Below are 21,476 nucleotides of genomic sequence, written 5' to 3' on the forward strand. Positions count from 1 at the left end.
CTTTAATGCCTCATTTTTCATAACTGTACTATTATGTCTAAACTAATACTTTAAAGCTGTATTCAGTACATTGAAACCCTTACTTATAATTTTACTTACTTATAATTTTAGTTTCTATACTCACATATAGTATTGAGGGCCTTTACTGAGGATCTTCAGATTATGAGTTAACCCCTGACCTGGCATCTAAAAATCTGGCGTACTAGCATTGAGATTCATATTTAAAAAAAGAGGCATTTACGCCTCAACTCTTGAAAACAGGAATGCTCCGATTATGCAGACAAGGACAGATAATATAAACATTATTGCAAAGTCATTATGAATTCCAAACACGCTCATCCCTGCAAGGGCTCCTCTCATGCCGTCCACACCATAGGTGAGGGGGTCGATCCTGCTTATGAAGTATATTGCAGAAGGGAGATTTTCCAGAGGGAAGAGGGCACCTGAGAGGAAAAAGATGGGCATTATCAGAAAGTTCATAATAAGCTGAAAACCCTGCATGTCCTTCATCATGGAAGCTATGGCGAGTCCCAAACCTGTAAAGAAGATAGCTATCAGAAACATGAAGGTCATCCCGAGAGCCAGGCTAGACAGGCTTGAAATCCTGAAGCCGAGAAGATAGGTGAGGCAAAGTACTACCAGCCCCTGTATTATGGCTATGGTTGCACCTCCAAAGGTTTTCCCGAGCATGATTTCTGTCCTTGAAATGGGAGCTACAAGTGTTTCTTTAAGGAAGCCGAACTGCCTGTCCCAGATGACTTCCAGCCCTGAAAAAATGGCTGTAAAGAGAATCGACATTGCGACAATCCCGGGTGCGAGGAAGTCCATATAGCTTGCTCCTCCGCTGGCTCTGGTATACATTGGCCCGAATCCGAAGCCAAAGGCAACCATGAAAAGAAGAGGTTGCCCGAGAGAACCTATAAGCCGCGCTTTTGAGCGCCAGTAATGTTTAAGCTGCCTGAGCCAGAGGATGTAGATTACTTCAATCAAATCCTGCCCCTCCTTCCTTTTCCTCTCATAAACCTCGTTTTACTTCCTGCACTTCCGTTTTCGTCCCTTATGTCCCTGCCTGTAAGCTTGAGGAAGGCTTCTTCCAGGGACCCTGTGCATGTGCTGGCTTTTATTTTTTCCAGAGTGCCGGATTCTATGATTTTCCCGTGGTCTATAATTGCTATTTCGTCAGCCACCTCTTCGGCTTCATCCATGTAATGGGTTGTCAGAAAAATCGTCATGCCCCTTTCTTCACTCAGGTTTTTTATATGGGTCCAGATAGACTTTCTCGTCTGGGGGTCAAGCCCCACAGTGGGCTCGTCAAGAAAAAGGATCTTCGGATAATGAACAAGAGCCCTGGCAATCTCAAGCCTGCGTTTCATTCCTCCGGAATACTTTTTTACGAAATCTTTCCGCCTGTCCCAGAGCCCCACAATTTCAAGTGCCTGTCGAATTCTGTTTTCCCTCTCTTTTCTGGGAACTTTGTAGATTACGGAATGGTATACCATATTTTCGTAGGCTGTAAGCTCTTCATCAAGGCTGTGGTCCTGAAACACTATCCCGAAAGAGGCTCTTGCATTATCCTGTTCTTTCAGTGCATTGAAGCCATTTATCCAGATTTCCCCGGAAGTGGGCTTCAGGACTGTTGTAAGCATTTTGATGGTTGTGGACTTGCCTGCCCCGTTAGGCCCGAGGAAAGCAAATATAGAGCCTGTTTTTACATCAAAACTGATTCCTTTTACTGCGGTGAAATCTTCAAATTTTTTTGTCAGAGATTTAACTGTGAGTATGTTTTGCATGAGAGGACCTGAAATTCTTTTTTCAATAAGGAAAGGAGTAGTTCAATACATTTCAAGTTAAAAGATCTGCTCCACACTTGGCTGAGCAGCTAAATAGAATATTTTTAAAGAACAATATTGATAGAGAATATACTTTCTGCTACTGAAATGAAGACATTATTTATAAATTCTGTTATTTAAATAGAATATGTATTTCATAATCCCAGGTATAATATCTTGAATATCAATAACACGAAATAATAAATCTCTTTAACAGCCTTTTTTAATGATCTGTTGACATTAACCGGCGCAGGTTAAACAATTCCCGACACTTTTGTGTAAATCCTGTCTCTTAAAGCCACTCTGTTATGGATTTATCTCTGTTTTCTAAAAGGAAAGGATTTAAATCCTTAAGGAAATGTTTTATTGAAGACAACAGGAGGCTGGCTTTCAGGTTTTACAGTGCCGGGTCTAAGAACCTCTATGTCACACATTGATATTAAAATATTATTTTGATATTTAAATATTATTTTGATATTTAAATATTATTTGTTAGAATCTGCTTATTTGATTCGTTTGCTTCATGCATGTAAAGTTATTTTTTATTCATAGGTATTTAAGATACCATGAATCTTCAGGCATCATAAATTCTTTAGATATCAGATAAAGTCAACATGTAAAAAACTATCCAATACCAAACTGTCTTATTATCAGCCTGCAGTATAGCTATCATATTACAGGCGGGAGCAGCAAGATATGAAAAGAAAATGGGAACGGGACCTTGGGCTTCAGGGAAGAATGCTCTTCACGATGTTTCTTCTGGCAGCAGTTTACCTTTTTTTCCTTGCATTCCTTTCATACTACGGAACATCTCAGATTTTCATAATTCTATTCATCGGTCTTTTCATGGCCGCCCAGTATTTTTATTCGGATAAGATGGTGCTCTGGACAACGGGGGCGCAGGTTGTTTCTGAAAGTGAAGCCCCGCAGCTCCACGGGATGATTACCAGGCTCTGCGCAATAGCTGACCTCCCGAAACCTCAGGTTGCAATTGTAAGGACGCAGGTCCCAAACGCCTTTGCTACAGGCAGGAACCAGAATAAAGCTGTTGTTGCGGTTACGACAGGGCTTATGGACAAACTCTCTCCTGCTGAACTTGAAGCAGTACTTGCGCATGAATTGAGCCATGTAAAGAATAGGGACATGGCTGTCCTGACGATTGCCAGTTTTCTCTCATCAGTGGCTTTCTATATTGTACGCTACAGCCTTTATTTCGGGAATATGGGAGGAGGCAGAAGGAAGGAAGGCGGAGGTATTATGCTTGTCTGGCTTGTTTCCATCGTGGTCTGGATTGTCAGCTTTTTACTGATCCGCGCCCTTTCCCGTTACAGGGAATTCTCTGCGGACAGGGGAGCGGCTGTTATCACCGGGCAGCCTGCAAATCTTGCTTCTGCCCTTATGAAAATAAGCGGAGTTATGGATAGAGTGCCAGGTGATGACCTCAGAAAAGTCGAAGGCATGAACGCCTTTTTTATTATACCTGCAATCTCAGGCTCTTCTATAATGGACATCTTTTCCACCCACCCTTCAGTGGAAAAGAGGATAGCAAAGCTTGAGAAAATGCAGCAGGAAATGAGTTGAAATAAATGAATTGATGAAAAGTCATGTTAAGAACAAAAATGCAAATTAAAGAACAAAAAAGATGAATCAAAAAGATGAATCAAAAAGATGACTCAAAAAAATGACTCAAAAAAATGACTCAAAAAAATGAAAAATTTAATAAAAGTTAGATTGATTAAAAGCTAAATGGATTAAAACTGCATTGATTAATTAATAACTGATTAAAAGCTGAATTATTAAAACTGGATTGATTAAAAAACGAGATTATAAAGGAGATAAGCTTGATGGGTTTCCGGAATTTTGTGGATGCGGTCCTTGGGAGAAGCAGGCTTCCAAAAGCAAAAAGTGACAAACTATTTGCAATCTCTACAGCAAGCATCACCCTGGAAAGCAGTCTTGGTCTGAAGCCTTCAGGATATGCAGGGATCTGTTTTAAGCCTTTAGGGGCTACCTCTTACGAATCTGCAAGAAAGGAAATCGAAGAGCTTCTGGAATTCAGTTCAAAGGAGACGGAAACTGACTTCAGGCTCGAAAAAGATGAATTTAACTTTCTCTGGGCTATTTTTAAAGATCCTGATTTTGAAGACCTTGTTGCCAGTATTCACCTTGTAAGCCAGACACTTGAAGACAGGGGCTTTGGCGAGCAGATCCTCTGCGCCATTTACAGGTTTGACAGAGAGCCTGAAATTCGGACAGCCGGGCAGGATGAAAAATCCCGTATAAAAGGAGCCGGCGGGAAAGCAGTTTACTGGATCTATAACTTTAAACAGGGGACTTATTATCCCTTTATTCCTCTCTCTGGCAAACAGAGAGACAGCCCCTTTGAATTCAGGCTCAGGGCAGAAATGGAAAGAGAAATGCCTGTAGAAAAGAATGTGGAAAAATGGTATCCCCTCTGGGGAATTCCTTTCTAATTTCTTTTAACCGGTGCTGTGCCATTCTCCATAAAAAGTCATTCTTTCCCCCTCGACCGGGAAGAAAGGATTCTCTTAAAAAGATGGAAAAAACGGAACAGCCAAATATGAGTGATACTGCTTTATTATTTTTCAAACTTCTCCCGTCCGGATTTTCATTTTTCTTCAGGGAAGAGCAGCCGGGCAGGCTTTTCCGTACAAATTTATTACTGTGCATCCGATAATATTTAATATCAAAGAACAGTTTAATTCCTGATGCTTCTCTTTGGACATCTGTTCGTTACGCTCGGGATATTTTTTGGGCTTGCGATTTTTATACCTCGACTGAAGACGGTAATAAATCCGCGATATCTGGCGATTGGAGCTATTTTACCTGATTTAATAGACAAACCAATCGGTGAAGTGATTTTTGCTTCAACTTTCGGAAACGGACGCATTGTGGGTCATACCCTGCTGTTTTCCCTTCTTCTGTTTCTGGCAGGACTGTACCTGTATGATAAAAGAAGAGATATCAGGGCTCTTTCCCTTTCTGCGGGTTCTTTTCTGCATATTTTCGAAGACCGGATGGGAGCAGACCCTTATACTTTCTTCTGGCCCCTGTTTGGATGGAGTTTTCCCAGAGACTCAAGGGACTTTATCGGAGTTGAACATCTGGTTACAATGTTGATCAAATCTTTTCACCTTGAATTTTTATTAGCTCATGTTACGGAAATTCGGGCAATACTGACAGGGGTCTTAATAGGAGTTATAATGTTTCTGTACTGGTCGAAAAAAAGATTTAAAAAGAAAGGTTCCAGTAAAATAGTAAGAGAAGAATTATAGTTATAAGTTCTAATTTTTTAATTATTCTCAAATATAATGGCCCTTAATGCCTTTTAAATCGAAATGCCAGGGCATCATATAATTTTTCTTTTTGATTTCCTTTGATTTTTACATGTAACAGAGAATTGTCAAATAATTAAAATATGCTCATTTAAGGAGATAAGCTTAATATTTAAGTGGATATGCTTAACATTTATGGAGATAAGCTTAACATCTAAGGAGATGAGCTTATAATCTCAGGATGATTTCTATAATAAAATACCCGCATATTACGAAACTCACTATGTACAATCCGGCTGTGAAAGTATCTGGTTTTTCAGTATTTTTTTGCAATTTTTTTCTCCTCTTTTTTCTCCTCTTTTTTCTTTTATGTTTTCCTTATATCCTCTTTTCTCCTTATATTAATGTAGAAAATAGTATAAATGTCCTGTAATAGGGATTTCTATCATGTAACAATATCCTGTAATCTATCATGTAACATCCCGTAATTTATCATGTCTTATTATATCTCTTTAACTCTTCTATAAGTTCTTCCGAATATTCCGGCACAGCGCCCGGTTTTGATGCAACATACGTCCCCAGGGTAGTGGCAATTGATAGGGCTTTTGAAGATCCGTATCCGGATAGATAAGCATAAAGGAACCCTGCGGAAAAAGCATCACCCGCTCCTACGGTATCTGCGACTTCTATTGGGGGGGCACTCACTTCCTCATAAACTCCATCATGGTAAACAGCCGCCCCATCCGGTCCTTTTGTTATGCAGATCACGGACATTTCAGGGTATCTGTCTGTAAGCAGGTGGCAAAGAGTCCGAAATTTATGTACGGTATCAAAAAGCATTCCGGAAATTGCTTCAGCTTCTTCTTCATTCATTTTGAGGATTGTACAGTGTTCAAGGGAAGAAAGGATCCATTCTTCTGTATAGTACTCTGATCTCAGATTTACATCATAGAAAAAACGTTTTGTTTTTATTTCCTGAAAGAGCCTTTTAAGAGTTTTCCGGTTTTCTTCAGACCTCTGAGCAAGGGTCCCAAAGCAAAAAACATCCCATTCGTCTCCTGCAAGAGCTTCAAATTGCTTTTCATCCGGAGTAATCGCATCCCATGCCACTCCTTCATTTATTGAAAAAACGGGGATTCCTTCATACTTCAATTCCACAGTAACGGTGCCTGTAGGCCTTTTCTCATCAATAAGGATGTATGAAGTATCAACTCCCATCTCTTCAGCCCTGGATAGGAGAATTTTTCCAAGCTCATCCTTTCCAACTGCTGTAAGCACAGCTGTTCTTGCCCCCAGTTTTGCAAGGTGGGCTGCCAGGTTAAGGGGGGCACCTCCCAGATGAGCTGTGCCTTTGATAGTATCGAAAAGAGCTTCCCCGAAAGTGAGTGCTCTTATCGGTTTAATAGCTCCTTTTTCACCTTTCCACTCCTTTTTCACCTTTCCACTCCTTTTTACTGGTTACTTTCAGATTTTATACTTCATATACTCTCCATGTGTGCTTCATATACTCTCCATGGCTCTTTATATACTCTTATATATACGCTTCATTTATATTCAACGGTTTCTTATACCAGGTGAGCTTTCAGCTACGTCGTTTTGCTCCTGCTGATATTTCACTCCATGTGATGTTTTTATCTCCTGCATACTTACGAAATAGTTTTATATAATATCTGCTTACGGGACATCCTGTTTAATTCAGGCTGCAGGGGAGAAATCACATTCAGGAGCACAGCAGGTTCTTGGGCACGGAAAAAGTAAGTAAACTCCTTTTCAGGCTTTCAGCCCCTTCAATTATCGGGATGCTTGTCTATGCCTTTTACAATGTAGTGGACACTATCTTCATTGGCAGGGCTCTGGGGGAGGAAAGCGTTTCCGGTATTGGGGGGCTTGTAATAGCTTTTCCAATCCACATGCTTGCAATGGGGATAGCAATCGGACTGGGGATAGGAGGTTCTTCAATTGTCTCACGGGCTCTTGGGTCAAAAGAGCTGCATAAAGCTGAAAAAGCCCTGGGAACTGTATTTTTTCTGGGAATTTTCCTGGGATTTGCCTACTCCTTTACAGGGCTTTTCTTCCTCGAATCGCTGCTGAAAATCTTTGGAGCAACCCCCGGAATAATGCCCTATGCACGGGCTTATCTTGAGATTATAATGGCAGGGTCTGCGGTTTTTACCTTAGGAATTGCAACCGAAGACCTTGTAAGAGCTGAAGGTAACGCCAGATATGCAATGTTCGGAATGATTTTCGGAGCCGGCCTGAACATAATACTTGATCCCATCTTTATTTTCTGGCTTGATATGGGAGTCAGAGGAGCCGCTATTGCAACTGTCCTTTCCCAGCTCGCAGCAACAGTCTTCCTCTTGCGTTATTTCCTTTCCGGAAAAAGCTCGGTTGTCTTTAAGCCTGAGTTACTGGTCCCTGATATGACAATCTCAAAGGAACTGGCAGTAATAGGTATCGGCCCCTTCATTATTGAAGCATCAAATAGCACCATGATGATTTTTGTAAATAATGCCCTTGCAACATACGGAGGGGATGTCTCAATTGCAGCCTTCGGGATCATCCACAGGCTTCTCATGCTCATATTTCTTCCTCTTCTAGGTATCTCTTTTGGCCTCCAGCCCATAGTGGGCTATAATTACGGGGCAAAGCAGTTTTCAAGAGTGGCGGAATCGGTTAAAGTCGCACTGATGGTGAGCACTCTATTTTCTTTGCCAGGGTTCCTGCTAATGTTCTTTTTCCCTGAACCTATCATCCAGATCTTCAGCTCTGATCCGGAACTCACAGCTGCAGGAGCCGGAGCCATGAAGATTGTTGTGCTGATCCTGCCATTCATAGGTTTCCAGCTCGTAGGCACAACAGTGTTTCAGGCTCTTGGGAAGCCCGTACCGGCTTTTGTCCTGTCACTGGCAAGACAGATCCTTTTCCTGCTGCCCCTTGTGCTGATTTTGCCGAGGTTTTACGGGCTTGACGGAGTCTGGGCTGCATTTCCGATTTCTGATTTTCTGGCGTGTGGGCTTGCAGCCGGGATGATGTGGAGAGAATACAGGAAGTATAAGAATAAAGAAAAGCAGAAGAACTAAATGTTGAACTTTACTGCCTTTTCTCGATACATTTAAAAAAATAGTAAAGAAAAGGATATTTCAGTTTATACCCTGCATTGAAGCGGGTTTTTGAACTCAGCTCCGGTTAGTCTCAGAACAGGTTTATATTCTTATAATCGCTTCGAGAACTTCATCAGCACTGGCATATTCCTTGTCCTTAAGCATACCAAGTTTCTGCAGCAACATAATGTTCATTGCGCCGCTCTTCCTTACATGCGCGATAAGCTCACCCTTTTTTACAGGATAATTCACATTTTTTAACACTTTCTGCATTTCCGCAGGAGCGGCCTGTGCACTACTTCCAGTTTCCATAACGTTTCCCCCTTTACCCAGTTCAGTTGCCTTTAATTTTTCTATATCGGTATCTCTCACTTTCTGCCATATGGTATCTTATGGATATTTTCCTCAGTAAACCTCTGGCGGTAATTCCTGGTGTTCAACCATAGATATCCGTGTTCCATTTTCAGGTATGCACCCTGAAAATCCAGTATGTTATTCTCTGCCTGCTTTCTTTCAGAAACATGATAAGGTCTTTTTGCTGGATAAATGATATCCTTATGAATATGAGCTCTTAAACCTCAAATGGACCTCGTTTGATAGTTTCACGTCAGTAAATCAGGTAGCTCTCATTTTTCCCCCTGATTGCCCACCTCTCCTATATATTATATTCAATTATATAAAAAATAATTCCGCTAAAACATTTATTAAAGGACATTTATCAGGCTTTTAAGCCCAAATTTCTTTATTTTAAAGGAAAAAAATGAAAAATACAATAAAATGCTCAAAAAACGCTCATGTCATATAGACACTTATAAGGAAAATATTAAGACACTTTTAATCTGCCTTTTATTATTTTTTTCTTAATATTTTCAAAATAAGAAATGAATATGCGGTTAACCGGGATAAGATAATCTTTCAGGGTGAGCAATATCCCTGTAGAAAGTGATGCCACCAGAAGAGAACCGGCTATATCCATGGGAAAATGCAGCCCCGAATACACCCTGGCAAGCCCGCTTAAGAATGCTAGAACTAAAAATATGGCACCGCTATACCTTAGATAATTGAATGCCAGGAGCATGATAGATACGGAAAACATCACAGTAGCATGGTCGGACGGAAAGGAAGACTCGGCTGCATGTGTTATCAGCAGTGTACCTGTGGGAACCATAAAAGGCCTCGGATGAAAGTAGAAAAGAGTGATAATGAAATTTATCCCGAGTCCGAGAACCGATGCATATCCGGCAAATAATGCTTCCTGGCGATATTCACTTTTTGTAAGCCAGATGCAGGTAAGATAGGCAGCAAAAATATAAATGATATTCTTTGCCGCAAATATCATTGTGCTATCAAGGACAGGATTTTTTCCAGCAATATCATTTATTAAATGAAATAAGGTAAGATTCGGATCCGTTATCATAAAGCTCACTTTAAAACATATATGTTTAATTTATATTATTTTATTTCGTTAATTGACTTTTGGTTGCCCATATGAATTGGAAGCCAGCTGCCTGATAAATTCTAAGTGCATGGCCCTGTAAAGAGGTATTTTCTTCTGAGATCCAAATACCGTTGTCTATTTTTTCCTCAATCCTGTCCCGACCAGTCAATATTGAAAAGTAAGCTTAAAAAGAAATTCAAGTTTAGCTGCAGTTTAATTCTGAACTCCATTAGAAAATTTATCTACAATACAAAATCAATACATCTATATACTACATCTAATACTTGTGAAATATATATCTCCAAATATTAATGTGGGAAGAAAAACATGCTTTTGTTGGACATAACAACATTTGAGCTCGAAAATAGTGTGAAGGTGTTTAAGCGGTGGGAACAGGTTGAAGGTGAAGGTTCTCCAGAAGGGCTGAAAGTTATTAACCAGTGGTTTGACGCCGGAGGAGGACGTATTATCACTGTCTATGACGTGGAGTCCATAAAAGACTATGTGGCTCATAATTTTTCATTCACTGACCTGTGCCATGTTGAAGTATTCCCGGTTGTGGGAGCCGAAGAGTTTAAAAATTTTGTATTCAAATGTATGGAAAGTTTAAATGCAAAAAAATCTCTTTGCGAGACATAATTTAAATTATGGCTTATTTTCTTCTGGATTCTTTACAGTTCTTTATTTTACTTTTTCCTGATCTTTTTTAATTTTTCCTCAGGCAGGTAAGGAGAAATTTAAGGCTCAGTTTTTTACTTATTTATGAGAAAGTGCAAGTTTAACTCCTATTACGGTAAAGATACCCGCTTTTCCCCAATTAATATACCCGCTGATCCCCTGCCTCTGTACTATTTTTTCTCCAATAATTCCTGCAAAGACTGAGATTGCTGAAAAGATCAGCCATGCCTGTATCAGGAACACTATTCCCAGGAATATCATCTGCATGGGGATACTGCCTGCTCCGGTGTTTACAAATTGGGGAAGGAATGCGAGGAAGAATAGTGCAACTTTAGGGTTAAGGACGTTCATAAAGATCCCGCGCCTGTAAAGTGCAAAAACATTTGTTTCCTGCACAGGATCAGAAGATACAAGCTCTCCGCTTTCTCTCAAAGCCTGCCAGGCAAGGTAAAGAAGATAGGCTGCTCCTGCATATTTTACAATTTCGAAGGCAAGGGCTGATTTGTATACAAGGGCTGAAATCCCGAATGCAGCTGCGCTGGTGTGGACAAGTATTCCTGTGCACAGACCTGTTGCTGTTGCAACTCCTGCCATTTTGCCCTGTGAGATGCTCTGGGTGAGCACGAAAAGAATATCAGGTCCGGGAAGAAAGGTAAGGGCTGCGGAGGCTGCAATAAAATAGATTAACTGGGATTGTTCTATCAAATTTTTCACTTTTCCTTATAACTATCTTTATTCCTGACAATTTTTATTCCTGACAATTTTTACTTCTAGCCATGTTTCCTTCTAACCATATTCAGAAGCTGGGTTTGGATTTAAATATGAATTAACATATCATTTTAAAGGACATGTTTATGGATTTCATCCTCCAGCAGTTCATAAAACTTTTCCTTTGCTTCTCTTTCAATCCAGGGCCTGTGCCCACATTTTTCCAGTAAAATAAATCTGAAATCCTTCAAAACCCCGGATAGGGGTTCTTTAACTCCATTGAATGGGTGGGGGTCATAGTCTCCGTGAATTGCAACTACCGGGCACCTGACTTTTGTTCCCAGTTTCAGAAGCTCACCGCTGCTCCTTAACTGATGCGCTTCTCCCCACACGCTTTTGAATACATCATAGTTATATTTGACCAATTCTGCATCATGGGGGAGAGGGTCGTAGGTATCAGCTTTCGAGAGCAGCTTCCCAAGGCTGCAAAAAGCTTCATTCCTGCTTTTAGCGGTAGAATTATTAAGAACTCCGTCCAGAGAACGGTAATCTTCCCAATCTTCCTGTCCTAATCTGCTTATCCGGGTACTCGTTACACTTACAGCATATCTCTGTTCATATGGGCCACTTCCGACCAGAATCAATTTTTTCACAAGTTGAGGGTGAAGAGCTGCAAAGATAAAACTGAGTGTTGCACCCCAGGAAAACCCTATAAGGTTTACCGGTAAAGCTCCATGTTCTTTCAAAATAGATTTCAGTTCCTTTATCTGGCCCTCAATGCTTGCTTTAGTCTGGAGTGGTTCAAGGATTCCGGTAAAGGAGGAAAGCTCTCTGGCGACAGATGCCATTTCTCCGGGTGCACCCGGTCCTCCGTGAATAACGGCTGTAGTAAAAGGTGAATTTCCGTATTTCCTCAGATACGTCATACGTCTATCAGGTTAGACCTGTTTAGCTTAAAAACAATTGGTTTTAGAATCATATTGTCCTTACTTTTGCTTCGTAACTCTTATACACAAACCAGCTCTTTCGATAACCATTCTGGCTATTTATATGTGTTCCATATATTCTCACGTTTTTCATGCTTACCATGTTAAGTTTTTTAAATTTAAAACAACAGTTTTTCAATATTCATCGGTTTTTATCTTTGCCTTCGCAACTGTTATATACAACTCAATTCTTTCGATTATCATCCTCATTGGTTACATATGTAACCATCTGAAATTAATAAAATTTGTAATAAATTTTCGTAATATGTTTGGTATAACTGCTTTTAGAATTATTTTTAATAGTGCTTGTTATAACTGCTTATTATAATTGTTTGTAATATTGCTTACCAAAATTGTTTGTAACGACTTCAATAATAATTGTTTATAATAGTGTTTGTAATAACTTTTAAAATAGAAAACCAAAAAGGATTACTATGCTTTCCCATAAAAAAACAGATAGTTCCAATGAAAATTTAAAAGGAAACCTGAGGGGGACTCTGCCGCTTCTGGCTCTTTTAACCGCTTTTCCAGCACTGTCGACGGACATGATCCTGCCCGCAGTCCCGTCCCTTGCCAGGACCTGGGACCAGCCTCTATCCGTAATCAACCTGATCCTGGTCTGTTTTTTCATAACCTACGGATTTTTCCTGCTCTTTTACGGCCCTATTTCTGACCGCTTTGGCCGCCGCCGTCCTTTGCTTGCCGGGCTTTTTGTGTATATAGTGGCAAGCCTGCTCTGTGCCCTTGCAACGAGTGCTTCCATGCTTATAGGCTTCCGGATGCTGCAGGCTGCAGGAGCTGCTGCCAGTTCATCCCTCTCCATGGCAATGACAAAAGACATCTTCTCAGGACAGGAAAGGGAAAGAATTCTCGCCTACATTGCAATTATAATGGCCCTTGCACCTATGATCGCTCCTGTACTTGGCGGGTGGATACTTGCGGACTTTTCCTGGCCCTGGATCTTCTTTATTCAGGCAGTTATGGGAGTAATAGGGATTACTGGAGTCCTCCGCTTTCCCGAAACGCTTTCTGAGGTCTCGGATGTACCCCTGTCGCGGATGATGCACAGCTACGGTCGTCTGCTTCTCAACCCTTCCTATATTGTCATGGTTCTTGTGATGTCAGCCAGCCTTTTTCCCCTTTACAGCTTTATTGCAGGCTCTTCTGCAATTTACGTTAACGAGTTCGGCCTGAGCGAACAAAAATACAGCTACTTCTTTGCCTTCAATGCCCTCGCCCTGATGATCGGTTCCTTTTCATGCCTCCGGTTGACGGGAAGCATCAGCTCAAAGCGTCTCATGACCATAGGATTTGCCGGTGTTTTCCTGGGCGGGTTTTTTCTCCTTCTCACAGGACAACACGGTCCATGGAGTTTTGCTCTACCCATGTTTTTAATCACGTTTTCCCTTGGCCTGAGCCGTCCCCCAAGCAATAATCTCGTGCTCGAGCAGGTGGACCGTGATGCAGGCTCAGCTTCTTCTCTGATGATCTTTTGCTATTTTACTCTCGGGGCTGTGGGTATGTGGTTTATTTCCCTTGAATGGGCGGATAAGATTTCAGTACTGGGGATAATTGCTCTGAGCTGCGGAGCCATGGTGCTTGCCGCGTGGTTTATTTTGCAGAAAAAAGGAATCAAAGGGGCTGCCTGAAAAAAAACAAACTATAAAATATTATTTCTGCAAAACCATAGAACTTTATTTCTGTGTATGCATACACAGATACATGGGTACGAAGACTATCTCAATTCGGGATAATACCTATGACATGTTAAAAAATGCAAAAAGGGAAGGGGAAAGTTTCAGCGATACTATTGATCGACTGTTGAAAAAGGAAAAAAAAGATCTGTCAGTTTATTTCGGAGCCCTGGAAAATGATGACCTTCTTGAAGGGCTGGCTGAGGATTCCAGGAAAATGAGGGAACTGTCGAGGCTCAGAATATGATAATACTTGACACCAGCGCCCTTGTCGATTATTTCAAAGGTGTAGAAAAGACCCGTGAATTCATGGATAACGATGTAACAACTACTGTTATAACTTACTATGAAATTCTCTCAGGGGTCAAACATAGAAAAGCCAGAAAAGAAGAACAGTTCTTCAGAAGGTTCTTTTCCGAAATCGATATACTGGACTTCAATCTAAAAGCTGCGGAGGAAGCAGGTAGTATAATGGGCAGGCTGCTGAGCATTGGTACTCCGGTAAACAGCGTGGACGTCCTTATAGCAGGCATAGCTGTGGTAAACGGAGCAGAAAAAATTGTTTCCAGGGATAAAAATTTTATCAGCATCGGGAAAGTTTCCGATCTGGAAGTTTTAGTCTACTAATTTGCATTTTTTATGAACCGCTTTCCCTTCATTTTCATGCCTGAACCACTGATCGCGATTAAAATCTGTTTAACTTGATAAAACAGCTCAAACTTTACTGCTTTTATCCCGTGCTTCCAGATCTTTTTGCCGTTTCACAAACCTTGAACCCATTTCAAAAGCTTTCTCACAGTCCTGAGGGAACACTTCTTTTCGCCTTTTTGCTTTCTCTTCGGGATCAAACCTGTCCGCCACATATTTTGAGTAGTCATCAAACTGGTAGGTATCGGTGCTGCACAGTGATGCTGAATCTCCGAAAATTCTCTTTGCAAGGTTTTCATTTAATCCAATAGTTGTTCTGAGTCCAAACATATCGAAGAATTCTTCCTTTGCCCCCATAGTGTAGATAAAACCTACAGGGATATTTCTCGGATAGAGCGTGAGAGGCTCATCAGAGTAGACGAGGTACGGGAATATGTAGCGTTCCATGAATGACCTCATTTCGCCTGTAGAGTTTCCAAGGTAAATGGGTGATCCGAGTATTACGGCATCGGCGTCTTCCAGCTGCTCCAGCACAGGTGTCAGATCGTCCTGCATTGCGCATTTTCCATAGCTTTTTCCGTCCCTTAATTTGCAGGCAAAGCAACTTATGCATCCTTTGAAATCAAGGTCATAAAGATGGATCATTTCCGTTTCCGCACCCTCTGAGGATGCCCCTTCAAGAGCTTTCTCAAGCAGGGTAGCAGTGTTCCATGTCCTGCGAGGACTTCCGTTTATTGCTGTCACTTTCATGATTTTACCTCTGATTTCCTCCCTTTTAATCAGGTTTTTAATGATATGATTTCATCTACAATCAGTTTTTCTGAGTTTAATCAAAAGAACAGGTGAATTTTAAACGGGTTAATGCAGGAAAAGAGAATTTACAGAAAGAGAATTTACAGAATGAGAATTTACAGAAAGAGAACTTACAGAAAAAGAGAATTTTCCATGACATTTTCATGGTGACTTTGAAAAATAAAGAAGTGGATAGTTACGGTACTGGCAGGCCGTATACTATCCTTGCCTGCAGGTTTTAAATATTCTGTGCAGGTGTGAAACAGTTTCCTGAAAATGAAACTACCGGCCTTGGGAGGTCAAGGTCCAGAGCTTCTTTCAGGACTTCTTCAATGGTCTCTACAGGAACAAACCTGAGCTCGTTTCTGACTTCTTCCGGTACGTCCTCAAGGTCCCTTTCGTTTTCTTTTGGCAGGATTACTTTCTTTATGCCTGCCCTGTGGGCTGCAAGAACCTTTTCTTTTATGCCGCCTACAGGCATTACCGCACCGCTAAGTGTGATTTCTCCTGTCATCGCAAGTTTCGGGTCAACCGCTTTGCCGGTGATCAGGGACGTAAGGGCAGTAAAGAGGGTTACACCTGCCGAAGGCCCGTCCTTGGGGGTTGCACCTGAAGGCACGTGGATGTGGACATCGCTTGCAATAAAATCAAAACCTTTTGCGACATTTGCAAGCCTTGACCTTGCCAGGCTCATGGAGATCTGTGCAGACTCTTTCATCACATCCCCCAGCTGGCCTGTAAGTGTAAGCTTTCCGGTTCCGGGCATGAATGTGCCTTCTATGAAGAGAATGTCTCCTCCTACAGGAGTCCAGGCAAGCCCTGTTACAACTCCGGGAACGTTCTCTTTTCTGGCTTCTTCCTGCCTGATTATCTCTTTTCCGAGAATCTCTTTTAGCATGTCGGCTTTGACAAGATAAGGAAGGTCGACCTTTCCTGACACAATCTTTTCGGACACAAACCTTGCAGTCTTCGCCAGCTGCTTTTTAAGCCCGCGGACTCCTGCTTCCCTGGTGTATTTGTCAATGATCACCTTCAGGGCTTCATCTTCGATCTGGAGTTTATCGGTATCAAGACCGTGGTCTTCCAGTATGCTGGGCAGCAGGTGGTCTTTTGCAATTGCAAGTTTTTCGTTTTTAGTGTAGCCCGAAATTTCAATTGTCTCCATCCTGTCAAGGAGCGGCCAGGGGATGCTCGCCACGGAGTTTGCAGTGGCAATGAACAGTACATCTGACAGGTCATACGGGACTTCCAGATAGTGGTCAGAGAACGTGCTGTTCTGCTCAGGGTCAAGGACTTCGAGAAGGGCGCTTGCCGGGTCTCCGGAGTAAGAAGCTGAAAGCTTGTCGATTTCATCAAGGATGAAGACCGGGTTTTTAGTGCCCGCCTTTCTCATTCCCTGGATAATCCTTCCCGGGAGGGCTCCAACATATGTCCGCCTGTGACCTCTGATTTCGGCTTCATCTTTAACACCGCCGAGGCTTGCTCTGACATACTGCCTTCCAAGGGCATCTGCAATACTCTTTCCCAGACTGGTTTTACCGGTTCCAGGAGGTCCCGTAAGGAGAAGGATTGAGCCCTGTTTTTCCTGTTTCAGTTTCATTACCGCAAGGTGCTGGATTATCCTTTCCTTCACCTTTTCAAGCCCGTTATGGTTGTTTTCAAGCACACGGCGGGCTTCGGCAATGTCTATGCTCTTCTTTTCTTCGGTTACCCAAGGGAGGTCAAGCATGAGGTCCAGGTAATTCCTGATGACAGAGCTTTCAGGGTTGTGCGGTCCTCCGGTTTCAAGTTTCTTAAGCTCTGAGAGTGCCTTCTTTTTCACTTCTTCAGGCATCTTCGAGTTTTCTATCCTGTCCCGGTAATTTGCCTCTCCGGACGCGGAATCGTCGCCACCGTTAAGCTCTTCCTGAATCATCTTAAGCTGCTCACGCAGCATGGCTTCACGGTTCGATTTGGTAATCTTATCGGTAACTTTTTTTGCCATTTCCATCTGGAAATTAATATTTTCTTTCTGCTTTACCAGAATCTCAAGGAAAGTAAGATACCTTTCACGGACAGAAACGGTTTCCAGAAGATCCTGTTTTTCTTCAAGTTTTATCGGCATATACGGCATGACATATCCGATAAGCTGGTCAATGGAATCCATCTTCTCGATGGGCCTGGTAAACTGCTCAGAACTCTGGAAGCGGCTGCTGATCTCACGGACTGTTTTTTTGATATTTCCCATCATTTCTGTCTGGATATCCTCGTCAAGGTCAGGAATATCAGGAACAGGCCTGAATGTAGTATAAAAAAGCCCGTTTCTTCTGTGTACGGAAACAGCCTCCACTCTCTGGATAGCCTTTGCAATGACGAGATACCCGTCGTCAGCAGGCTGAACATATCCGATTTTGAGCAGGTTTCCAATTTTATACAGGCTGTCTTCCGACATCTCCGAAGGTTTAGTTTCGCTTTTTACTGTCAGCCCAACCGCATAAACGGATTCGGAGTTTTTCATTTCATTAAGGAGTATTTCTCCGGTTATTTTATCAGCCAGGAATTTTGCCCGGCTCCGAGGATAAACCACTATATCAAAGAGAGGCATCACAAGGCTCTCTCTGTTACCATAGGTTTGTTCTGAATACATTGTCTATCGTCTCAATTATTATCAAAATGTTGTCTTGGTCGTTTCAGCAGTCCCGGTTATTCAATAGTTCAGTTGCTTCTGTTGCTTCTGTTGCTTCTGTTGCTTCTGTTGCTTCGATTTTACAGGTATTTCGGCAATATGATCATCATGATTTATTTAGTTTGAATTAACCTAACTATCTGGCCGGACAAAAAAAATTACCGTACCTTTCCCAGAATCCTGATCAGGGTCTCAATCTCTTTTTCATTGAGAGATTCTGCCATTTTTTCTATAACCCTTAATAAAGAACTCTCTTCTGCCCGGGCTATCCTTTGCCCTTTTTCAGTCAGGCGGATGTAAAAAATTCTGCCATCCTCAGGACATTTTTCCCTGTACACGCATTCCATCCTGACAAATTTGTTGACCATCTCCGTGATGGTCGGCTTCGAGTTCTTTGTGATTTTCGCAAGCCTGCTGAACGTTACTTCTCCATGCTCATCAATGGCTTTCAGATATCCGATCTGCTTTACAGTGATATCGGATATCCCACATTCAGAGAAGATCTCACAAGAGCACTCGCTTTTGATTTTGATCAGGTTTTCAAAGACTATGAACAAATGCTCTTTTTTCGCCGTCATGTCTGGATCTGGGTTGTTAGTTAGGCATTACCTAATTAAATAGTTTTTGGTCATGGCAGCTAAATTAGCAATTAATGAAAATCTATATCTCTCCTTCTCATACTCCTATCATTATGCCCTCTTTGTTGAGCCCAAAGGAAATGCCTTCAATAGAAGGTATCCGAATTCCACTGAACTTGTATGTTGTACTTAAAGAGCCTGTTCTTCTTGCTGGCATGTCCCGCCCGGGGAAGTCCACGCCGTGGGAGAAAATTGGTGAAGCTGGTTTTTCAAACGTGGTCTGCCTCAGCAGTTCAGAGGTTAATTACGACCCCTACCCACTCAAAGTGCTGTTCTCTGAAGAACTGGAAGACCTTTATCATGGTTATGACCCTGAGGACCCTGAAAGAGAAGAGCGGCTTATCAGACAGGCGACTGCCGTTATAAGAAGTAAAATGGATGAAGGAGAAGGTATTGTTGTCCACTGCATGGGAGGCATAGGCAGGACAGGCACAGTTCTCGGATGTGTACTCAGGGACCTCGGGTTTTCGGCTGGTGAGGTACTGGACTATCTTGATGAAATAAATATGCATAGAGGCTTTGGAGGGTGGCCGGAGACTGAATGGCAGGGAGAAATGGTACGAAAATACTAACTGAAAGATACGAAAATACTAACTAAAATTTTAAGATTTGTTCGATGGGTTTTTAATGAATTATGATAGAATTTGAGATGAGTGTTTTTTCGAGAGCTTTTAGTGGCAAGCACTCCAAAATTCTGGCTGGAAAGTCTGAGCTTGCTAATTCAGCATCTTAAAATCAGGTATTTTCTATCAATTTGATAGATTCTGATAGATTCTGATAGATTCTGATAGACTTTGATAGATTCTGAGAACAAACCACCCAGAGAATAGAAACTCAATAAGCTCTCTTGTATACGAAAATAAACTCCTTTCCTGCCTTCCGTTTTTCAACATACCCCAGTTCTTCCAGCCGGAAAAGGTCACTTCTGGCTGTAGCATATGCCACGCTGTAAGTGGTTACTATTTCTTTAATTGTGACTGGTTTTTCAGGTTTCTTCAAGAACTGTTTGAGGATTTCTGCCTGCCTTAAAGTAAGATTTCCGGATTCTGTAATGATTTTCAGGGCTTGAACCTGCTCTTTTTGTTTTCTTTCCAGATACTCAAGGGTATCATCAAGGGCTTTTTTTATGCAGTCCAGGTTGTATTTGATGAAGTATGTGAGATCTCCGGAATCGTTGGGGGTTCTGTCGGATTCTGTGTAAAGATAGGCATTTCGATACTGTTTCTTTGAACTGTTTATTACTCTTGAAACTGCCATATACTCAAAAAGCCAGTAATCATTTTTGAGAAGATACCAGTAAAAAAGAGCTCTTGCAGTCCTGCCGTTTCCGTCGTTGAACGGGTGGATATATCCGACAAGGAAATGGATGATTATCCCTTTAATCACGGGGTGTATGAACTCTTTATCCTTGCTACTGGCAAAATCACACAATTGATTAACCAGTTCAGGGACTTTGGTGTATTCCACGGGTCTATGAAGCAGTGTCCTATCTTGAGAATAAACGGCAATCTCATTGGTTTCTCTGAAACTGCCTTCGTATTCGGGCTTTTCAAGCGTTCCATTCGTGATCATTCTGTGGATTTCAAGAATTTTTTCAGGGGTGATGGCTTCTTTTTTTAAATTCATGATGTGCTTTACTGTATCGTAATTATTTACAATCATTTTTTCGTCCTTACTTTTTGGTTTCCTGTCCTCCTGAAGCATCCTTTTTGCGATTTCCCTTGTGGTTGCTGCCCCTTCAATCTGGCTTGAAGCTATTGCTTCTTCCATTAAGGAACTGATAATGTATTTTCTCCTGTTATCCTGCAGGGCTTCAAGGCTGCTAAGAAGATTTCCTGCTGCGGATTTATCAAGGATATGAAGTTTTTCCTGAAACTCATCTATCAGATTATACTTGAAAACCCAGTCCCCAAATTTTATGGATTTTGCTTTTAATTCTCTGGACAATTTCATCAGGTTCCATACAGTAACAGGGTCCAGAGGAAGTTTTCTGTGTTTCAATTCCTCCCAGTGCAGATATCTCTCGTTATATCTGTGAGTTATCTCTTCTATTTGACCATCGTGCAGAAATTTTCCAGCACTTTCAAGGGCTTCTTTTGAAAATTCAGGAACTACAGGGATTTTCATGATATCAGCTTTTATCAATTTGATAGATATTGATAGATATTGTTAGTTTATTTCATATATTTATTTCTATCAATTTGATAGATTTTGATAGATAGTGATAGATAGTGATCTTAAAACCGTAGTTTAAAGCCTTGAAATAAACCAATAAAAACGATTAAAGAGAATTAACAAAAAAGGTGTTTATTATTTAGTTTCAATAAAGAGTTTAGTGTATAGCTAAGCAAGCTACTTTACTATACACTTATTTATCCTTTTCAGATTTTACTACTTACTTTTCAGGCATTATACGCATCATAAAGCTGCCAGATCCATATAATTGTCCATATTAAAAATCCGGTCCTGATGATATGCATGGCTCCGGTAACCGCAAAGGCTATCCAGATGCAAAGTGCCTTGAAAAGATCTCCTTTTACAAGCTGCCCCAGACCGGGCACGAAAAAAGAAAATAAGGCGGGAACTCCATGTGTTCTTTTACAATAGTTCATAGAACTCATCTTTTTAAGAACTCATCTTTTTAAGAACTCATCTTTTTAAGAACTCATCTTTTTAAGAACTCATCTTTTTAAGAACTCATCTTTCTTTAAACACTTAATGAGAGAACCGGTATAAATAATGACCTGAAGAGCCTTTCTCTTTTAAGTCATGTGTCTAAATCACGTATAAAATCGTAGATTTTAACCTGTACTCAGCAAGCCTGCGTTATTAATTTAAGGTTTTGATTTCATTTTAAAATACTTTTTGGACATAAGGTTATGGACAGCATATAAATATGAATTAGTCCGTAGACACCAGATTAATATGAATTAGTTCGTATATACTCTCAGTCACACGTGTCATATTCATAGTGCATCATGTTAACAGCAATAGTTGATA

Annotated in this window: 21 protein-coding genes; 9 read left to right on the forward strand and 12 right to left on the reverse strand. The window is 41.2% G+C overall.

Going from position 1 to position 21,476, the window contains the following annotated elements; all coding sequences use genetic code 11:
• Positions 1–237: 237 nt before the first annotated feature.
• Together M886_RS11865 and M886_RS11870 are read right to left on the reverse strand one after the other, a co-directional pair.
• Entirely contained in the window at positions 238–990 is a 753-nt protein-coding gene (locus M886_RS11865) for an ABC transporter permease (RefSeq protein WP_048051230.1), read from the reverse strand.
• On the reverse strand, positions 987–1,790 hold the full coding sequence (locus tag M886_RS11870) for an ABC transporter ATP-binding protein (RefSeq protein WP_048051231.1): 804 nt from the start codon (positions 1,788–1,790) through the stop codon (positions 987–989). The genes M886_RS11865 and M886_RS11870 overlap by 4 nt, the downstream gene beginning before the upstream one ends.
• Before the next feature lie 735 nt (positions 1,791–2,525).
• Between M886_RS11870 and htpX the strand changes: the two genes are divergently transcribed.
• The 3 genes from htpX to M886_RS11885 all read left to right on the forward strand — a co-directional run bounded on the left by htpX (position 2,526) and on the right by M886_RS11885 (position 5,125).
• Positions 2,526–3,410 carry a zinc metalloprotease HtpX gene (gene htpX, locus M886_RS11875; protein ID WP_048037622.1) on the forward strand — a complete coding sequence of 295 codons (885 nt, stop codon included), beginning with the start codon at positions 2,526–2,528 and terminating at the stop codon, positions 3,408–3,410.
• 263 nt (positions 3,411–3,673) lie between these two features.
• Positions 3,674–4,303 carry a PspA-associated protein PspAB gene (gene pspAB / locus M886_RS11880; RefSeq protein WP_048042000.1) on the forward strand — a complete coding sequence of 210 codons (630 nt, stop codon included), beginning with the start codon at positions 3,674–3,676 and terminating at the stop codon, positions 4,301–4,303.
• 255 nt (positions 4,304–4,558) lie between these two features.
• Complete coding sequence (locus tag M886_RS11885; RefSeq protein WP_048051232.1) at positions 4,559–5,125, forward strand: metal-dependent hydrolase; 567 nt, start codon at positions 4,559–4,561, stop codon at positions 5,123–5,125.
• A 492-nt stretch (positions 5,126–5,617) separates the two neighbouring features.
• Here the strand turns inward: M886_RS11885 and M886_RS11895 are convergent, their stop codons facing one another.
• The gene (locus M886_RS11895) at positions 5,618–6,562 is read right to left on the reverse strand and encodes a carbohydrate kinase family protein (protein WP_048051233.1); all 945 of its coding nucleotides are present in this window, start codon (positions 6,560–6,562) and stop codon (positions 5,618–5,620) included.
• Between the two features lie 302 nt (positions 6,563–6,864).
• Here M886_RS11895 and M886_RS11900 point away from each other — a divergent pair, with 302 nt between their 5' ends.
• Positions 6,865–8,208 (forward strand): MATE family efflux transporter, encoded by a 1,344-nt coding sequence (locus M886_RS11900; RefSeq protein WP_011035028.1) that lies wholly within the window; start codon positions 6,865–6,867, stop codon positions 8,206–8,208.
• Positions 8,209–8,331: 123 nt separating this feature from the next.
• Here M886_RS11900 and M886_RS11905 read toward each other — a convergent pair whose 3' ends face one another.
• Entirely contained in the window at positions 8,332–8,601 is a 270-nt protein-coding gene (locus M886_RS11905; protein ID WP_152558032.1) for a DUF2795 domain-containing protein, read from the reverse strand.
• Between the two features lie 451 nt (positions 8,602–9,052).
• Positions 9,053–9,646, reverse strand: a complete 594-nt coding sequence (locus M886_RS11910; RefSeq protein ID WP_048051234.1) for an undecaprenyl-diphosphatase — start codon at positions 9,644–9,646, stop codon at positions 9,053–9,055.
• A 348-nt stretch (positions 9,647–9,994) separates the two neighbouring features.
• Here M886_RS11910 and M886_RS11915 point away from each other — a divergent pair, with 348 nt between their 5' ends.
• On the forward strand, positions 9,995–10,306 hold the full coding sequence (locus tag M886_RS11915; protein WP_053228890.1) for a DUF3303 domain-containing protein: 312 nt from the start codon (positions 9,995–9,997) through the stop codon (positions 10,304–10,306).
• Positions 10,307–10,423: 117 nt separating this feature from the next.
• Here the strand turns inward: M886_RS11915 and M886_RS11920 are convergent, their stop codons facing one another.
• Together M886_RS11920 and M886_RS11925 are read right to left on the reverse strand one after the other, a co-directional pair.
• The gene (locus M886_RS11920) at positions 10,424–11,059 is read right to left on the reverse strand and encodes a LysE family translocator (RefSeq protein WP_048051235.1); all 636 of its coding nucleotides are present in this window, start codon (positions 11,057–11,059) and stop codon (positions 10,424–10,426) included.
• A 125-nt stretch (positions 11,060–11,184) separates the two neighbouring features.
• Complete coding sequence (locus tag M886_RS11925) at positions 11,185–11,979, reverse strand: alpha/beta fold hydrolase (protein WP_048051236.1); 795 nt, start codon at positions 11,977–11,979, stop codon at positions 11,185–11,187.
• Positions 11,980–12,473: 494 nt separating this feature from the next.
• Between M886_RS11925 and M886_RS11930 the strand changes: the two genes are divergently transcribed.
• From M886_RS11930 to M886_RS11940, 3 genes are all read left to right on the forward strand, one after another.
• A complete protein-coding gene (locus M886_RS11930) occupies positions 12,474–13,688 on the forward strand; it encodes a multidrug effflux MFS transporter (protein ID WP_048051237.1) in 1,215 nt (404 codons plus the stop codon).
• Positions 13,689–13,761: 73 nt separating this feature from the next.
• Positions 13,762–13,980: an antitoxin VapB family protein gene (locus M886_RS11935; RefSeq protein WP_048043230.1), complete on the forward strand. Its 219-nt coding sequence runs from the start codon at positions 13,762–13,764 to the stop codon at positions 13,978–13,980.
• Positions 13,977–14,360: a type II toxin-antitoxin system VapC family toxin gene (locus M886_RS11940; protein ID WP_048043231.1), complete on the forward strand. Its 384-nt coding sequence runs from the start codon at positions 13,977–13,979 to the stop codon at positions 14,358–14,360. Before M886_RS11935 ends, M886_RS11940 begins: the two co-directional genes overlap by 4 nt.
• A gap of 87 nt (positions 14,361–14,447) precedes the next feature.
• Here the strand turns inward: M886_RS11940 and M886_RS11945 are convergent, their stop codons facing one another.
• The 3 genes from M886_RS11945 to M886_RS11960 all read right to left on the reverse strand — a co-directional run bounded on the left by M886_RS11945 (position 14,448) and on the right by M886_RS11960 (position 18,416).
• Positions 14,448–15,131: a flavodoxin family protein gene (locus M886_RS11945; RefSeq protein WP_048051238.1), complete on the reverse strand. Its 684-nt coding sequence runs from the start codon at positions 15,129–15,131 to the stop codon at positions 14,448–14,450.
• A 280-nt stretch (positions 15,132–15,411) separates the two neighbouring features.
• Entirely contained in the window at positions 15,412–17,799 is a 2,388-nt protein-coding gene (gene lon, locus M886_RS11955; RefSeq protein ID WP_048051240.1) for an endopeptidase La, read from the reverse strand.
• Between the two features lie 197 nt (positions 17,800–17,996).
• Positions 17,997–18,416, reverse strand: a complete 420-nt coding sequence (locus M886_RS11960; protein WP_011035015.1) for a MarR family winged helix-turn-helix transcriptional regulator — start codon at positions 18,414–18,416, stop codon at positions 17,997–17,999.
• Positions 18,417–18,529: 113 nt separating this feature from the next.
• On the opposite strand from M886_RS11960, the gene M886_RS11965 reads away from it, so the two are divergent.
• On the forward strand, positions 18,530–19,048 hold the full coding sequence (locus M886_RS11965; protein ID WP_230626531.1) for a protein-tyrosine phosphatase family protein: 519 nt from the start codon (positions 18,530–18,532) through the stop codon (positions 19,046–19,048).
• A 262-nt stretch (positions 19,049–19,310) separates the two neighbouring features.
• On the opposite strand, the gene M886_RS11970 is transcribed toward M886_RS11965, so the two are convergent.
• Positions 19,311–20,603: a Fic family protein gene (locus M886_RS11970; RefSeq protein ID WP_048051727.1), complete on the reverse strand. Its 1,293-nt coding sequence runs from the start codon at positions 20,601–20,603 to the stop codon at positions 19,311–19,313.
• A gap of 275 nt (positions 20,604–20,878) precedes the next feature.
• Positions 20,879–21,088 (reverse strand): hypothetical protein, encoded by a 210-nt coding sequence (locus M886_RS11975; RefSeq protein WP_048038627.1) that lies wholly within the window; start codon positions 21,086–21,088, stop codon positions 20,879–20,881.
• Between the last annotated feature and the right edge of the window lie 388 nt (positions 21,089–21,476).

The sequence above is a fragment of the Methanosarcina soligelidi genome (genome assembly GCF_000744315.1).
GTDB lineage: Archaea > Halobacteriota > Methanosarcinia > Methanosarcinales > Methanosarcinaceae > Methanosarcina > Methanosarcina mazei.

Excerpts from the sequence above, each read along its gene's own strand:
- M886_RS11870 (WP_048051231.1), bottom strand. The coding sequence starts at position 1,790 with ATGCAAAACATACTCACAGTTAAATCTCTGACAAAAAAATTTGAAGAT.
- htpX (WP_048037622.1), top strand. The coding sequence starts at position 2,526 with ATGAAAAGAAAATGGGAACGGGACCTTGGGCTTCAGGGAAGAATGCTC.
- pspAB (WP_048042000.1), top strand. The coding sequence starts at position 3,674 with ATGGGTTTCCGGAATTTTGTGGATGCGGTCCTTGGGAGAAGCAGGCTT.
- M886_RS11885 (WP_048051232.1), top strand. The coding sequence starts at position 4,559 with ATGCTTCTCTTTGGACATCTGTTCGTTACGCTCGGGATATTTTTTGGG.
- M886_RS11910 (WP_048051234.1), bottom strand. The coding sequence starts at position 9,646 with ATGATAACGGATCCGAATCTTACCTTATTTCATTTAATAAATGATATT.
- M886_RS11915 (WP_053228890.1), top strand. The coding sequence starts at position 9,995 with ATGCTTTTGTTGGACATAACAACATTTGAGCTCGAAAATAGTGTGAAG.
- M886_RS11925 (WP_048051236.1), bottom strand. The coding sequence starts at position 11,979 with ATGACGTATCTGAGGAAATACGGAAATTCACCTTTTACTACAGCCGTT.
- M886_RS11930 (WP_048051237.1), top strand. The coding sequence starts at position 12,474 with ATGCTTTCCCATAAAAAAACAGATAGTTCCAATGAAAATTTAAAAGGA.
- M886_RS11935 (WP_048043230.1), top strand. The coding sequence starts at position 13,762 with ATGGGTACGAAGACTATCTCAATTCGGGATAATACCTATGACATGTTA.
- M886_RS11940 (WP_048043231.1), top strand. The coding sequence starts at position 13,977 with ATGATAATACTTGACACCAGCGCCCTTGTCGATTATTTCAAAGGTGTA.
- M886_RS11945 (WP_048051238.1), bottom strand. The coding sequence starts at position 15,131 with ATGAAAGTGACAGCAATAAACGGAAGTCCTCGCAGGACATGGAACACT.
- lon (WP_048051240.1), bottom strand. The coding sequence starts at position 17,799 with ATGTATTCAGAACAAACCTATGGTAACAGAGAGAGCCTTGTGATGCCT.
- M886_RS11960 (WP_011035015.1), bottom strand. The coding sequence starts at position 18,416 with ATGACGGCGAAAAAAGAGCATTTGTTCATAGTCTTTGAAAACCTGATC.
- M886_RS11965 (WP_230626531.1), top strand. The coding sequence starts at position 18,530 with ATGCCCTCTTTGTTGAGCCCAAAGGAAATGCCTTCAATAGAAGGTATC.
- M886_RS11970 (WP_048051727.1), bottom strand. The coding sequence starts at position 20,603 with ATGAAAATCCCTGTAGTTCCTGAATTTTCAAAAGAAGCCCTTGAAAGT.
- M886_RS11975 (WP_048038627.1), bottom strand. The coding sequence starts at position 21,088 with ATGAACTATTGTAAAAGAACACATGGAGTTCCCGCCTTATTTTCTTTT.